The 14,403-nt window shown below is 65.9% G+C and carries 12 protein-coding genes and 1 tRNA gene; 4 read left to right on the top strand and 9 right to left on the bottom strand.

The annotated features are described in order from the left end of the window. Window positions 1-124 precede the first annotated feature (124 nt). On the top strand, window positions 125-1,342 hold the full coding sequence (locus ACVRRC_RS02330; RefSeq protein WP_080558849.1) for an HD-GYP domain-containing protein: 1,218 nt from the start codon (window positions 125-127) through the stop codon (window positions 1,340-1,342). 260 nt (window positions 1,343-1,602) lie between these two features. After that, window positions 1,603-2,454, top strand: coding sequence for a universal stress protein (locus ACVRRC_RS02325; protein ID WP_045158117.1), 852 nt, complete (start codon window positions 1,603-1,605; stop codon window positions 2,452-2,454). A 47-nt stretch (window positions 2,455-2,501) separates the two neighbouring features. Here the strand turns inward: ACVRRC_RS02325 and cfaB are convergent, their stop codons facing one another. Then, a complete protein-coding gene (gene cfaB, locus ACVRRC_RS02320) occupies window positions 2,502-3,683 on the bottom strand; it encodes a C17 cyclopropane fatty acid synthase CfaB (RefSeq protein WP_045158116.1) in 1,182 nt (393 codons plus the stop codon). Between the two features lie 151 nt (window positions 3,684-3,834). Here cfaB and ACVRRC_RS02315 point away from each other — a divergent pair, with 151 nt between their 5' ends. Together ACVRRC_RS02315 and ACVRRC_RS02310 are read left to right on the top strand one after the other, a co-directional pair. After that, window positions 3,835-4,209: a DsrE family protein gene (locus tag ACVRRC_RS02315; protein ID WP_061373728.1), complete on the top strand. Its 375-nt coding sequence runs from the start codon at window positions 3,835-3,837 to the stop codon at window positions 4,207-4,209. Then, window positions 4,206-4,670, top strand: coding sequence for a glycine cleavage system protein H (locus ACVRRC_RS02310; protein WP_061373729.1), 465 nt, complete (start codon window positions 4,206-4,208; stop codon window positions 4,668-4,670). Before ACVRRC_RS02315 ends, ACVRRC_RS02310 begins: the two co-directional genes overlap by 4 nt. 66 nt (window positions 4,671-4,736) lie before the next feature. Here ACVRRC_RS02310 and ACVRRC_RS02305 read toward each other — a convergent pair whose 3' ends face one another. The 8 genes from ACVRRC_RS02305 to fdnG all read right to left on the bottom strand — a co-directional run bounded on the left by ACVRRC_RS02305 (window position 4,737) and on the right by fdnG (window position 14,392). After that, window positions 4,737-5,054, bottom strand: a complete 318-nt coding sequence (locus ACVRRC_RS02305; RefSeq protein WP_061373730.1) for a hypothetical protein — start codon at window positions 5,052-5,054, stop codon at window positions 4,737-4,739. Between the two features lie 146 nt (window positions 5,055-5,200). Then, window positions 5,201-5,296, bottom strand: a tRNA-Sec gene (locus ACVRRC_RS02300). Between the two features lie 39 nt (window positions 5,297-5,335). After that, complete coding sequence (gene selB, locus ACVRRC_RS02295; protein ID WP_095461216.1) at window positions 5,336-7,252, bottom strand: selenocysteine-specific translation elongation factor; 1,917 nt, start codon at window positions 7,250-7,252, stop codon at window positions 5,336-5,338. After that, a complete protein-coding gene (gene selA / locus ACVRRC_RS02290) occupies window positions 7,249-8,658 on the bottom strand; it encodes an L-seryl-tRNA(Sec) selenium transferase (RefSeq protein WP_472996582.1) in 1,410 nt (469 codons plus the stop codon). The genes selB and selA overlap by 4 nt, the downstream gene beginning before the upstream one ends. Further along, complete coding sequence (gene fdhE, locus ACVRRC_RS02285) at window positions 8,655-9,572, bottom strand: formate dehydrogenase accessory protein FdhE (protein ID WP_048328215.1); 918 nt, start codon at window positions 9,570-9,572, stop codon at window positions 8,655-8,657. The genes selA and fdhE overlap by 4 nt, the downstream gene beginning before the upstream one ends. A 126-nt stretch (window positions 9,573-9,698) precedes the next feature. Continuing rightward, window positions 9,699-10,322, bottom strand: a complete 624-nt coding sequence (locus ACVRRC_RS02280; protein WP_014595468.1) for a formate dehydrogenase subunit gamma — start codon at window positions 10,320-10,322, stop codon at window positions 9,699-9,701. A 57-nt stretch (window positions 10,323-10,379) separates the two neighbouring features. Further along, window positions 10,380-11,318 carry a formate dehydrogenase subunit beta gene (gene fdxH, locus ACVRRC_RS02275; RefSeq protein ID WP_472996757.1) on the bottom strand — a complete coding sequence of 313 codons (939 nt, stop codon included), beginning with the start codon at window positions 11,316-11,318 and terminating at the stop codon, window positions 10,380-10,382. Further along, complete coding sequence (gene fdnG, locus ACVRRC_RS02270) at window positions 11,318-14,392, bottom strand: formate dehydrogenase-N subunit alpha (RefSeq protein WP_108241268.1); 3,075 nt, start codon at window positions 14,390-14,392, stop codon at window positions 11,318-11,320. The genes fdxH and fdnG overlap by 1 nt, the downstream gene beginning before the upstream one ends. Window positions 14,393-14,403 lie beyond the last annotated feature (11 nt).

The raw sequence follows: 14,403 nt of genomic DNA, 5'->3' as shown, positions 1-14,403 counted from the left end.
CAAAGTCTTGATCCAGGCATGTAGAGGCAAAGTGCCATCACGCATATACTGTGGGGAGTTCTTGTAGTGGCGAGCATGGAACGCTTGCGCGGCTACCAGCGCCGCTCACGAATCGAGGTGCGCCTTGCTCAGAAAAATCCTTGTCAGTCAGCTTCGCTTCGGCATGTACGTACACGCTCTGGAGGGCAGCTGGTTCGACCATCCGTTCTGGCGCAGCAAGTTCCTGCTGACCGATCCCGCCGACCTGCAGACGTTGCGCAGCAGTGGCGTCAAGGCGCTGTGGATCGACGTGGAGAAGGGCGTGGATGTCGAAACGGCAACGCCGGCCGCCGCCGATGCGCCACCGCTGGTGCAACCACCGGAGCCCTCCAGCCTGCCGTCGGACGCCACCGCCTCGACGCAGCAGTGCAGCGTGGATGACGAGTTGCAGCGCGCGAGCCGGCTGCTCAAGCGCTCCAAGGAGCAGGTGACCTCGATGTTCAACGAGGCTCGTCTGGGCAAAGCCGTCGATCCGCAACAGTGCCAGCCCCTGGTGGAGCAGATATCCGCCTCGCTGGCGCGCAACGGTTCGGCGCTGCTGAGCCTGGCGCGCCTGAAGACCAAGGACGAATACACCTACATGCATTCGGTGGCGGTGTGCGCGCTGATGGTCGCGCTCGCCCGTCAGCTGGACCTGCCCGAGGATCAGGTGCACGAAGCCGGGATGGCCGGGTTGCTGCACGACATCGGCAAGATGGCCATGCCGCTGGATGTGCTCAACAAGCCGGGCAAGCTGAGCGACGACGAGTACGCCATCATGCGCAGCCACCCGGAGCGCGGCCATGCCATGCTGCTCGCCGCGCAGACGGCCGTATCCGACGCGGTGCTGGACGTCTGCCTGCATCACCATGAAAAGGTCGACGGCACCGGCTACCCGCACCGGCTGGCGGGCGAAGAGATCAGCCTGCTGGCTCGCATGGGTGCGATCTGCGATGTGTACGACGCCATCACTTCGAACCGCCCGTACAAGACGGCCTGGGATGCCTCGGGCTCGCTGGCACGCATGGCCCAGTGGCAAGGGCATTTCGATACGCAGCTGCTGCACGCCTTCGTCCGTACCGTGGGCATTTATCCGCTGGGCTCGCTGGTGCGGCTGCAGTCGGGTCGGCTCGGCGTGGTCATCGAGCATCATCCGCAGCAACTGACCGCGCCGCGGCTGAAGCTGTTCTATTCGGTGCGCACCCGGGCGGCGATTCCCGCCCAGGAGCTGGATCTCTCCAACCCTCAATGCGGCGACCGCATCGTCGGTCGGGAAGATCCCGCCGCCTGGGGGTTCAACAACCTGGACGAGCTCTGGACCTAGCTCGGCAGCCCGGCTCGCCAGTCGGGCCTTCGTCGTTCCCGATGGCCAGACGACTGCCGTCCTGGCGGTGGTCATCCCCTGCGCCCTGGCCTACCGTGTTCGGGTAGACGAGCCGTTGGTGAGCAGGCAGCAACGACCGCCGCGACGGCACCGATGCCCGGGTGCCGGGTCTCAACAAGCGAGCGCGACGATCGCCTTGGCGTGCATGGCGAACCCGCGGCCATCGACCCGATCGTGAGCCACTGACCAGGAGAAGCACCATGACCCATGTAATGGCTTGTATCGACGGCTCTCCGCAGGCCGCGGCGGTCTGTGATTGCGCGGCCTGGGCCAGCCGGCGGCTGGGCGCGCCGCTGACGCTGCTGCACGTGCTGGATCGCCAGCAGTACCCGATGTCGGGCGACCTCAGCGGCATCATCGGGCTCGGCAGCCGCGAGTTCCTGCTGCAGGAACTGGCGACGCTGGACGAAAAGCGCGCCAAGCTCGCCCTTGAGGAGGGCCGCATGATGCTCGATGCGGCGCGCCAGCGGGCGATTGCCGCCGGTGTCGCCCAGCCGGAATGCCGGCAGCGTCATGGCGACCTGGTCGAAGCCCTGCGCGATCTGCAGAACGAAACGCGCCTGCTGGTGATCGGCCGCCAGGGTGAGGACAGCGACGATGCCCTCCAGCACATCGGCAGCCAGCTGGAGAATGTCATCCGCACCATGCAGCGACCGATCCTGGTGGTACCCGGCGAATTCAGTGCGCCGCAGAGCGTGATGCTCGCCTTCGACGGCAGTGCCACCAGTCGCAAGGGCATGGAAATGCTGGCCGGCAGCCCGCTGTTCAAAGGCATGCCGATCCACCTGGTGATGGTTGGGCAGGATGGCGCCGAGCACCGCGCGCAACTGGAAGATGCGCGCGCCTTACTGGCGTCGGCCGGTTTCGCGGCGCAGATCGCCATCCGCGACGGTGAGGTCGAGCCGACCCTGCATGCCTATCAGGCCGAACACGGCATCGATCTGCTGGTGATGGGCGCCTACGGCCATTCGCGCATTCGCCAGTTCTTCGTCGGCAGCACCACCACCAACATGATCCGCACCACCCGCACGCCGCTGCTGTTGCTGCGTTGACGGCAGCACGCTGCGCCCGTCGACGTCGGGCGCAGCGGCCAGCCTCTTCAGCGGTACAGATCGGCGCGCGTCCAGGGCAGCTCGTGGGAGCCGTCCGGCAGCGGCTTGGTCGCCAGAATCTGATGCAGGTCGATCCAGTCGCGGCGGAAACCATAGGCGCAACCCGCCAGATACAGCCGCCAGATACGCAGCGCCCGCTCGGGCACCAGCGCCTGGGCCTCGGCGAGCCGGGCTTCCAGTCGCTCGCTCCACAGCTGCAGCGTACGTGCGTAATGCAGGCGCAGGCTTTCCACGTCGACGATCTCCAGCCCCGCTTCGCTGATGCAGCCGCTGATGTTCACCAGGTGCGGCAGCTCGCCATGGGGGAACACGTAGCGATCGATGAACTCACCGGCGCCATGGCCTACCGGCCGGCCATCGAGATGGCGCGAGGTGATGCCGTGGTTCAGTACCAAGCCACCCGGACGCACCGCGCCGAACAGCCGCTGGCAGTACAGCGGCAGATTGGCGTGGCCGACGTGCTCGAACATGCCGACGCTGACCACCTTGTCGAAGCGCTCGTCCTGCGGCAGGTCGCGGTAATCCATCAGCTCCAGCTGTACCTGATCCTGCAGCCCCTCGGCCGCCACGCGCTCGCGGGCCAGCGCCAGCTGCTCGCGGCTGAGGGTGATGCCAAACACCCGAGCGCCGAACTCGCGGGCGGCGAAGCGGGCCAATCCGCCCCAACCGCATCCGACATCCAGCAGGCGGTCGCCGGGCTTGAGCCGCAGCTTGCGGCAGATCAGGCGCAGCTTGGCCTGCTGCGCCTGGTCGATAGCCTCTTCGCCGGTCTCGAAGTAGGCACAGGAATAGACCATGTCGCGGTCCAGCCAGAGCTGGTAGAAGTCGTTGGACAGGTCATAGTGGTAGGAGATGGCCTCGGCATCGGTCGCCTTGTCATGGGCCTCGCGTGCCGGTGTCGAGAAATCGTCCTGGCTCATTGCCCGACTGATCACGTCGCCGATACGGATGACCTCATCCACCGGCCCGTGCAGGTCGATCTGACCTTCGACATAGGCGGCGCCAAGCACATCCAGACTGGGACTGGCCAACTGAGTGACGAGGCTGGGGTCCCTGATGACCAGCGTGACGGAAGGGGCGGGGCCGATGTCGATCTCCTTGCCATCCCACAGCTGCAGTTTCAGTGGCACGGCGAGTTCTTTCAGGGCCGGTAGCAGTGTCGCCAGCATGCTCGATCTCCTATCTGTGCATCCGTGAAAAATCCTAGACCATGAAATCGAGACTGTAGGCTATGGTGATGATAGTTTCATGCAATGGCCCGAACGGCGGCGAACGTGCGCTTGACGGCTTAACTCGTCGGCCTGGTCCAGAAGAGGCGTTATGCAGCAGTCTCCCTCACCACGCGTGCTGATCCTGGTAGCCAGCGGCCCCAGTACCCCCGCCCGTTGCGCCGCGCCATTCCACATCGCGACGCTGCTCGCCTGCATGGATGCCGAGGTCACGCTCTACCTCACCGGAGAGGCCACGCAGCTGGCGCAACCCGAGGTCGCCGCAACGCTGCGCGCGGTGGACGGGGGCGAGCCGTTGCTGCACTTTATTCGCAATGCCAAAGCGGCGGGCGCGCGGCTGCTGATGTGCCGCCAGCCCGGCGCCCAGTTGGAAGCCACCGCGCTGATCGCCGAGCTGGACGACATCTCCAGCGGTGGCGAGCTGGCGCAGATGATCCTGGAGTACGAGCGGGTGCTGACCCTATGAATGTACAGGGCCTGGAATTTCCCGACACGCTGCGTTACGCGCCGGAGCACAGCCTGTGGCTGCGCGAGGAAGCCGACGGCAGCGTCACCCTCGGCCTGACTGCCTACGGTTGCGCGCTCTACGGCCAGATATTCGCCTTTACTCCCAAGCGCGTCGGCGCCCGCATCGAGCGCGACCGCAGCTTCGGCGTGGTGGAATTCGCCAAGGCCGCGTCCTCGGCACGCTGTCCGCTTAGCGGCACACTGTTGGCGGTGAACGAAGCGCTGCTGAAGCGCCCCGGGCTGATCAACCAGGACTGTTACGGCGAAGGCTGGATGGTCCGCCTGCAACCCGAGAACTGGGCTGCTGTGCGCGACGCCTTCCCAAAGGGTGAAGCAGCCCAGCCGGCAATCGCCGAACGCATGCGCCTGGACAACTTCGACCCGGCCAACGCCCATGTGCAGGCGTTGCAGTGGAAGTAACGGTGCTGCAGGCTGCTCGGTACGGTGGGCTTCAGCCCACCCTCAACAACATGCCCAGGCGCAATCTCAGGATTTATCGGGCGTCGAACAGCCCAGTACCTTGTCGCAGCTTTCCTTGATCGCCTGATCGAGCTGGCGGATGCAGAGCTCGATCGCCATATCGCGGGTGCGCTTGTTCGACCATTCCAGTTCTGCCAGCGTCTCAACAAGGTCCTGATGGCCATTCTCGTTGACCAGCATTCCATGCCGTACCGTCAACGTGCGGCCCTGCAGACTCAGCTGCACCGGGTCCCGGCCCACCAGCGAAGCACCTGCAGTCAACAGGCAATCGATATGGTCTCGCAGTGCATGAAACGCACGCCGTTCATCGATCCGATCGTTCACAAGGGTCTCTCCCATCCCTGGAAAGAAAAACGACGATTGTGACGCGCTTCGCACGATAAATCGATGGCTTTTTGATATCGCCCATAGGTCAGACTGTTGCACATCGACCTGGCGGCTAAGGGGAGGGCGGTAGAGGAGAAGGAGATTGGCGGAAGGCAGTGAGAGTCGAACTCACCCGGGAGCGGCTGCCGCCCCCAACCGGGTTTGAAGCCCGGCCGCACCACCGGGTGCGATTGCCTTCCTTATCTGGTCTTGATGTGGGAAAGGAAGCGGCGACCAGCCTACCCCAGGGCTGACTGGATCGCCAAGGCGCTGTCCTGGCGGACTTTGCGTTCGTTGCCGAAGCGGCGGGTGAGGCCGATGCGGTCGAAGTGTTCGAGCAGCTGGATGCTGCGTTTGCGGCCGAGCTGGATGCGGTCGCGGAAGGCGGCGGCGCGGATTACGCCGCTTTGCGCTTCCAGTTGCAGTACATGCCCCGCGAGTTGGCGAATGGTGAACTCGGGGTAGAACAAATCTTTCACCACCTGTTGCAGCAGGCCGAGACGGGCGAGCTTGCGTAGCAGGTTGCGCATCTGCATTTCGTCGACGCCGAGGTCGCGGGCCAGGTCGCGGACCCAGGGTGGGTCGAAATGGCCGGCTTCGAGCAATGGCCACAGGCGCGCTTTCAAATCTTCTTCCGCATCGCTCAGGCGCACCCGGTGATCGGGGCGGTGCAGCCACGGGCCGCTGGTTTCGATGCGGCCGGCGGCCAGTGCCTGTTCCAGCAGGGCGATGAACACCGGCCGCTCCAGCTGCGGCAGGGCGTAGCGACGCAGGCGGTCGCGGTCGGGGCCAAGTTCGTCGGGTTGTTCTTCGTGAAAACGCTGGAGCGAGTCGAGCAGCGCGGTTTCGAGTTCGCGCCAGCGGGCCTGGTCGAACAGCCGTGGGCCGAGTCGGGTGCCGATTTCCAATACGCCGTGCGGGAGCTGCCAGCCTTCGCGCGGGCGGTTGAACTGGCGTTCCAGGCCTTGCGGGTCGATGCCATTGGTGGCGCTGGCGAGCAGTGGCGGCAATGCCTGCTCCAGGCTCGGCTGGTTTAGGGCGCGAAGTTGCTCCAGCCGCGCGGCACGACGGCGATTGCGTGGCGGTGCAAAGGGGTCGAGCACACGGCCACCGCCAAGGGTGCGCTGGGCGGACTGGTCGCGCAGGACGATGCGGTCGCCATGTACCGCGTGGCTCGGTGCGTTGAGCAGTAGCTGGGCGAAAGCGCGTTCGCCCGGCGCCAGGCTCGTGCCTTCGAGCAGGGCGACGCGGGCGGTGACGTCCTGGGCGCCGAGGTGCACGTGCACGGGCGTCCAGTGCTTGAGTTCGTGGGCTTCGCCCGGCAGCAGCTGGAAGTCGACGTCGATGCGTTGGGTCGGTGCGTGCAGCAGTGGGTGCAGCAGCCAGTCGCCGCGATGGATCTGCTCCACGGCCAGCCGCTCGCCGGCAAGATTCAGGGCCACGCGCTGGCCGGCATGGGCTTCGTCCGCTTCGCGGTTCTGCGCGTGCAGGCCGCGGACGCGCACGCGTTTGCCGGCGGGGCCGAGCAACAGTTCGTCGCCGACTCGCACGCGCCCGGCAAAGGCGGTGCCGGTGACCACTACGCCTGCGCCGGTGACGCTGAAGGCGCGGTCGATGGCCAGGCGGAAGTGGCCGCTGTCGCTGCGGGCGGCGGTGCGGGCGGCCTCGTCGATCAGCGCGGCGCGCAGGGCGTCGATGCCATCGCCGCGGATGCTGGAAACCGGAAAGATCGGCGCTCCGGCCAGTGCTCCGGCGGCCAGCAGGTTTTCGATCTGTTGCTCGACTTCGGCGATGCGCGCCGGCTCGACGCGATCGATCTTGGTCAGCGCCACCAGTGCCCGGCGGATGCCGAGCAACTCGACGATGGCCAGGTGTTCACGGGTCTGCGGCATCACGCCGTCATCGGCGGCTACCACCAGCAGCACGCAGTCGATGCCGCTGGCGCCGGCCAGCATGTTGTGCACGAAGCGCTCGTGGCCCGGCACGTCGATAAAACCGGTGAGGCTGCCTTCGCCGAGGTCGGCGTAGAGGTAGCCGAGGTCGATGGTGATGCCACGCTCGCGCTCCTCGCGACGGCGGTCGCCCTGTTGCCCGGTGAGGGCGTGGAGCAGTGCGGTCTTGCCATGGTCGATATGGCCGGCGGTCCCGACGATCAACGGGCCAGCTCCTCTTGCAGGTGCGCCAGTTGCTGGAGGAAGGCCGGCTCGTCGTCCAGTTGGCGCAGGTCGAGCCAGAGGGCGTCGTCGTCGATGCGCCCGAGGACCGGAATCGGCAGGCAGCGCAGCGCTTCTTCAAGCTGGCGCAGGCTGCGGCCGCGCAGGCGCTTGGGCTGCTGCGGGCGGAGGCACAGGGCGGCGCTGGGCAGACGGGCTACCGGCTGCGCGCCGCTGCCGATCATGCCCAGGGCATCGGTTACTGCGACATGCCAGCTCTCGCCGAGCACGGCGGTCAGCGCCGGGGCGACGCGTTCGGCCTGGGTGCGGATCTCCGTCTGCGGGCGGCTGAGCAGGCGCAGGCTGGTGAGGCGTTCGGCCAGGCGGTCGGGGTCGCGATAGAGGTTGAGCACCGCTTCCAGCGCCGCAAGGGTCAGCTTGTCGACGCGCAGGGCGCGCTTGAGCGGGTTCTTCTTAATCTTCTGGATCAGCGCCTTGCTGCCGACGATCAGCCCGGCCTGCGGGCCGCCGAGCAGCTTGTCGCCGCTGAAGGTGACGATGTCGGCGCCGTCGCGCAGCGCTTCCTGCACCGTCGGCTCCTTGGGCAGGCCCCAGCGCGAGAGGTCGAGCAGGCTGCCGCTGCCCAGATCTTCCAGCAACGGCAGATCGTGGGCATGGGCGATGCGCGCCAGCTCGGCGGTGGCGACGCTGGCAGTGAAACCCTGCACGCTGTAGTTGCTGGTGTGCACGCGCATCAACAGCCCTGAGCGCGGGTTGATGGCCGCTTCGTAATCCTTGGCGTGGGTGCGGTTGGTGGTACCGACTTCATGCAGCTTCACGCCGGCGCGGGCCATGATGTCCGGGATGCGGAAGGCACCACCGATCTCGATCAGCTCGCCACGGGAAATGATGCCTTCCTTGCGTGCGCCGAGGCTGTTCAAGGCCAGCAGCACGGCGGCGGCGTTGTTGTTGACCACGGTGACCGCCTCGGCGCCGGTCAGCTCGCGGATCAGTCCTTCGATGAGGTCGTCGCGATCGCCGCGCTTGCCGGTGGCGAGATCGAATTCCAGGTTGAGTGGATAGCGCGCCGCAAGGGTGATCGCCTCGATGGCCTCATCCGGCAACAGGGCGCGACCGAGGTTGGTGTGCAGCACCGTGCCGGTGAGGTTGAACACTCGGCGCACGCGGCTCTTGTGCTGGCTGGCCAGGCGTTCGCCGGCGCGCCCGGCGAGCACCGCTTCGGACAGTTCCTGCGCGGCCAGCTGGCCACGGCGAGCCGGTTCGCGCAGTTCGTCGAGCAGGTCGCGCAGCGTCGCCAGCAGCGCCTGACGACCATAGCGCTGCTGCAGTGGCTGGCAGGCCGGATCGCGCAGCAGCTTGTCGACCGAGGGCAGATGGCTGCTGCTCATGCCTCGTTACCCGGTGCCAGCAGCAGGTTGGGTGCCTGGCGGTTGTAGCCCTGATCGGCCAGCAGCAGGTCGAGGTCCAGCGTCGCCAGGTCGGCGGACAGGCTTTCGCCGTCCGGTGCCAGCTCCAGATAGAGCTGCTTGAGGTAGCCGTTGCATTCGGGGCAGGCCTCGGCCTTGATGCCGTTGGGCGAGCCTTCGAAGTGCAGGTAGTCGAGCTTCTTGGTGCTGCGGCAGTGGCTGCATTTCAGGCGCACGTAGTGCCATTCGCAGGCGCACAGGGAGCAGACCAGGTAGCGCAGGCCGTTGAGCTGCCCGCGGTGGCGAATCACCCCGGCCATGGGCGGTGCGCCGCAGCAGGGGCAGAGGGTCTGGTCTTCGCGTTCGCGCAGGTCGGAGAGGTCGAGCTGGAGCAGCCAGTGGGTCCAGGCCAGTTGCAGCGCGGCGCCGAGAAAGGGCACCAGCGCCGGCGGCAGGCTGTCGTACTGGCCACTGACCAGCGCCACGGCCCAGGCCTTGCGCTGGCCGCTGTCGGCGCGGCGCAGCTGGTCGATGGCAGCGATCACCGACAGGTTGTCCGGCACCGCGAAGGCATCCAGCCAGGCATCGAGCAGCGGCAGCCACGCCCCTTCGCGCACCAGGGTGTCGGCGGCCAGCGGCGGCATGGCGTGCTTGAAGCATTCGCGGGTGCGCGCAGGGTCGAGCGGTGCGCTGGCAGGCGGGTTGTCCAGCACCTGCTGCTGAGCCTGGCATACGCCGGCGAGCAGGCGCAGGTAGTCGGCCAGCGGATGATCTTCGGCGAGCTTGGCGAGGCGCTCGCTGCGCAGGGCGAACAGATCGCGCGGCGGCAGGTTGGTGAAGGGTGGTTTGCTGGCAGCGGCTTCGATCTGCCCGGGCTCGAGAATGGTGCCTGCCACGCAGGACTCCTTTTCTTGTGGTTATGCCGAACAGCATAGTCCGTCACGGTTATAGCTCGGCTTTCGATGGCATGCACGGGCGAAGATTCCCGCGGCGGCGGGAATCTCCGGCGTGCTTGGCGGCGCTTACTTGCGCTGGTTGATCTCCCGGTACCAGGCCGGATGGTGCTTGCGCGCCCAGGCCCGGCTGACGGTGCCGTAGAGCATCGAGCCCATCGACCCCTTGATCCAGATGGCTGCGTAGATGTGCACGATGATGCTGACGATCAGCACGAAGGCGGCGGCCGCATGCAGCAGGCTGGCCCAGCGCAGCGAGACGATGCCGAAGAAGCTGCTGAAGTACTCGCGCCAGATGACGATGCCGCTGAGCAGCAGCACCAGCATGCTGAGGATCAGCACCCAGAACAGCACCTTCTGCCCTGCGTTGTAGCGGCCGACTTCCGGCAGCTTGTCCTCGCGGTTGTGCACCACGTCGTTGATCTGCCGAAGCCACTGGCGATCCCGCGCCTCGATGCGGTTGTGTCCGGCGAAACGGATCGCCAGCCAGAGGAAGAAGACGAACATCGCGACCCCGATGAAGGGGTGCAGGATGCGCGTCCAGGTGCCGCCGCCGAACAGCCCCGAGAGGCCGAACAGCGCCGGATGGAACAGTGCCAGGCCGGACAGCGCGGCGAGCACGAAGAGAATCGCGACGATCCAGTGGTTGGTCCGTTGCGAGGGGTTGTAGCGTTCGATCTCGTTGTTGTTCATCGTTGACTCCTTGAGCGAGCGGACACCGAAGGCGGCCCCGCGAACGGGGCCGCGCGGTCAGGGTCGCGGCTCCTTGGGATCGACCACATGCACCGAAGGATCGACCTGATGCACCACGGGCTCGCTGAGCTCGGCCTTGTCGTCCTCTTCCTCGACGCGAATCGGGCCGACCCGCGTGTAGTGGAAGAAGCCGGCCAGCACCGCCGCGCCCATGCCCAGCAGGGCGAGGGGCTTGGTCATGCCCTTCCACAGGCTGACCAGCGGGCTGATGGTGGGCTCGTTCGGCAGGTCGTTGTACAGCGAGGGCTGATCGGCATGATGCAGCACGTACATTACGTGCGTACCGCCGACGCCATCGGGGTCGTACAAGCCGGCCTGGTCGAAACCCCGCTCCTTGAGGTCGGCGATGCGCCCGGCGGCGTGCTCCTTCATGTCCTCCTTGCTGCCGAATACGATGGCGCCGGTGGGGCAGGTCTTCACGCAGGCCGGCTCCAGCCCGACCGACACGCGGTCGGAACAGAGCGTGCACTTGTAGGCCTTCTTGTCCTTCTCGGAGATGCGCGGGATGTCGAACGGGCAACCGGTGATGCAATAGCCGCAGCCGATGCAGTGGTCCTGGTTGAAGTCGACGATACCGTTGGCGTACTTCACGATCGCCCCCGGCGCCGGGCAGGCCTTGAGGCAACCCGGGTCGGCGCAATGCATGCAGCCGTCCTTGCGGATCAGCCATTCGAGGTTGCCGCTGCCGGGGTTCTCGTACTCTGCGAACTTCATCACCGTCCAGGATTCAGCGGTGAGGTCGATCGGGTTGTCGTAGGTCCCGTGGCTGGTGCCGACCTCGTCGCGCAGGTCGTTCCATTCCGAACACGCCACCTGGCAGGCCTTGCAGCCGATGCACTTGGAGGTGTCGATCAGTTTCGCCACTTCGCCGATCTCGCGGATCGACGGCCGCTCGGTGGTCGTGGCGGAGCGGGCAATCACGTCTTGAGTAGCCATCATGCCTTCTCCACGTTGACCAGGAACGACTTGAACTCCGGCGTCTGGGTGTTGGCGTCACCGACGAACGGCGTCAGCGTGTTGGTCAGGTAACCGTTGCGCGCCACGCCGGCGAAGCCCCAGTGCAGCGGGATGCCGATCTGGTGCACGGTCTTGCCGTCCACCGTCAGCGGCTTGATGCGCTTGGTCACCACCGCCACCGCCTTGATATAGCCGCGGTTGGACGACACCTTGACCCGCTCGCCGGCGGCGATGCCGAGCTCCTTGGCCAGCACCTCGCCGATCTCGACGAACTGCTCGGGCTGGGTGATCGCGTTGAGCCGGCAGTGCTTGGTCCAGAAGTGGAAATGCTCGGTGAGGCGGTAAGTGGTCGCTGCGTAGGGGAACTCGTCGGCGCTGCCGAACAACTCCATGTCGTTCTTGAACACCCGTGCGGCGGGGTTGCTGATCGCCTGGCGATTGTCCGGATGCAGCGGGTTGCGCCCGATCGGCGTCTCGAACGGCTCGTAGTGCTCGGGGAATGGCCCCTCGTTCATCTTGTCCACGGCGAACAGCCGTGCCACCCCTTCGGGGTTCATGATGAAGGGGTTCATGCCATCTTCCGGACGTGAATCGACCTTGAAGTCCGGCACGTCGGTACCGCCCCACTTGCCGCCATCCCACCAGACCAGACGCTTCTTCTGCGCATCCCATGGATTGCCGGCCGGATCGGCCGAGGCGCGGTTGTAGAGGATGCGCCGGTTGGCCGGCCAGGCCCAGGCCCAGCCAAGCGTCTGGCCCATGCCGTAAGGGTCGGCGTTGTCGCGACGGGCCATCTGGTTGCCAGCCTGGGTCCAGGAGCCGCAGAAGATCCAGCAGCCACTCGAGGTGGTGCCGTCGGCGCGCAGCAGGCCGAAGCCCGGCAGCAACTCGCCGGCCTTGGCCAGCTGGGCGCCGGTCTGCAGGTCGAAGACGTCGGCCAGTGCCTTGCCGTTGTACTCCTGGGCAATTTCCTCTGCGGTCGGTTCTTCCGGCTGGCGATAGGCCCAGTCGATGTTCAGCAGCGGTTCGGCATAGGCACCGCCTTCCTTGCTGTAGAGCTCGCGCAGGCGATGGAACAGCCCGCCCATGATCACCACGTCGGTCTTCGCCTGGCCTGGCGGCTCGGCGGCCTTCCAGTGCCATTGCAGCCAGCGGCCGCTGTTCACCAGCGAGCCGTCCTCCTCGGCGAAGCAGGTGGTCGGCAGGCGGAACACCGTGGTCTGGATGCTGGCGGTGTCGACGTCGTTGTACTCGCCGGCGTTGCGCCAGAACTCCGAGGTCTCGGTGGCCAGCGGGTCCATGATCACCAGGTACTTGAGCTTGGCCAGCGCCGCGCTCACCTTGGCCTTGTTGGGGAACGAGGCGATGGGGTTGAAGCCCTGGCAGAAATAGCCGTTGACCTGCCCCTGGTACATCATGTCGAACACCTTGAGCACGTCGTAGCCGGGGATATCCAGCTTCGGCAGCCAGTCGTAGCCCCAGTTGTTCTCCGCCGTGGCGTTCTTGCCATACCAGGCCTTCATCAGGCTGACATGGAATTTCTCGTAGTGCTGCCAGTAGGACAGCTGCCCCGGGCGCAGTGGCTTGGCGGTGCGTTTGGCGATGTACGCGGTGTAGTCCTGCTCGGCCTCCAGCGGCAGGGTCATGTAGCCCGGCAACAGGTTGGAGAGCAGCCCCAGGTCGGTCAGGCCCTGGATGTTGGAGTGCCCGCGCAGGGCATTCATACCGCCACCGGGCATGCCGATGTTGCCGAGCAGCAGCTGCACCATGGCGCCGGTGCGGATCATCTGCGAGCCCACCGAGTGCTGCGTCCAGCCCAGGGCATACATGATGGTCATGACCTTGCCCGGGGCCGAGGTCTCGGCGATGGTTTCCCATATCTGCAGCATCTTGTCCTGCGGCGTGCCGCAGATGTTGCTGACCACCTCCGGTGTATAGCGGCTGTAGTGCTGCTTGAGCAGGTTATAGACGCAGCGCGGATGGGTGAGGCTCTTGTCGACGCGGGCGAAGCCGTCCTCGTCCAGCTCGTAGCTCCAGGTGGATTTGTCCGGGTAGCTGCGCTTCTCGGCGTCATAGCCATTGAACAGACCGTCCTCGAAACCGAAGCCTTCCTTCACGATGAACGAGACGTCGGTGTAGTTGACCACGTACTCGTGCTGGATCTTGTCGTTTTCCAGCAGGTAGTTGATCAGTCCGCCGAGGAAGGCGATATCGGTACCGGTGCGGATCGGCGCATACATGTCAGCCACCGAGGCCGAACGGGTGAAGCGTGGATCGACCACGATCAGCCGCGCCTTGTTGCGCGCCTTGGCTTCGGTGACCCATTTGAAGCCGCACGGGTGCGCTTCGGCGGCGTTACCGCCCATGATCAGGATCAGATCGGCGTTCTGGATATCGCTCCAGTGATTGGTCATGGCGCCGCGGCCAAACGTCGGGGCAAGACTTGCCACCGTCGGGCCGTGTCAGACACGTGCCTGGTTGTCGAATCCCAGCATGCCGAGCGAGCGCACCACCTTGTGGGTGATGTAACCGGCCTCGTTGGAGGACGCCGAAGCGGCGAGGAAGCCCGTGCTCAGCCAGCGGTTGACGGTCTGGCCCTTGTCGTTGCGCTCGATGAAGTTGGCGTCGCGGTCGTCCTTCATCAGTCGGGCGATACGGTCGAGGGCTTCGCTCCACTCGATGCGCTTCCACTCGTTGCTGCCGGCTTCGCGGACTTCCGGATGGGTCAGGCGGTTGGGGCTGTGAACGAAGTCCAGCAGGCCGGCGCCCTTCGGGCAGAGCGTGCCGCGGTTGACCGGGTGATCGGAGTCGCCTTCGATGTGGATGATGTTCTGTGCGACGTTCTTGCCGCCGCTGCCCTGGCTGTAGAGGATCAGCCCGCAGCCGACGGAGCAGTAGGGGCAGGTGTTGCGGGTTTCACGGGTGTTGGTCAGTTTGAAATGCCGGATCGACTCGGCATACGCCGTCGGCGGGGCCATGCCCAATGCCGCCATGCTCGACGCCCCAAGGCCCACACCGCAGACCTTGAAGAACTGTCGACGGTTCATGTCCATCGGAGGTTCTC

The organism is Stutzerimonas sp. LR2, assembly GCF_055755175.1.
The sequence above is the reverse complement of the archived record's forward strand: the minus strand, read 5'-3'. Positions and strand labels throughout refer to the sequence as shown.

Coding starts and splice junctions, on each gene's coding strand:
- ACVRRC_RS02325 (WP_045158117.1), top strand. CDS start 1,603: ATGACCCATGTAATGGCTTGTATCGACGGCTCTCCGCAGGCCGCGGCG.
- cfaB (WP_045158116.1), bottom strand. CDS start 3,683: ATGCTGGCGACACTGCTACCGGCCCTGAAAGAACTCGCCGTGCCACTG.
- ACVRRC_RS02315 (WP_061373728.1), top strand. CDS start 3,835: ATGCAGCAGTCTCCCTCACCACGCGTGCTGATCCTGGTAGCCAGCGGC.
- ACVRRC_RS02310 (WP_061373729.1), top strand. CDS start 4,206: ATGAATGTACAGGGCCTGGAATTTCCCGACACGCTGCGTTACGCGCCG.
- selA (WP_472996582.1), bottom strand. CDS start 8,658: ATGAGCAGCAGCCATCTGCCCTCGGTCGACAAGCTGCTGCGCGATCCG.
- ACVRRC_RS02280 (WP_014595468.1), bottom strand. CDS start 10,322: ATGAACAACAACGAGATCGAACGCTACAACCCCTCGCAACGGACCAAC.
- fdxH (WP_472996757.1), bottom strand. CDS start 11,318: ATGGCTACTCAAGACGTGATTGCCCGCTCCGCCACGACCACCGAGCGG.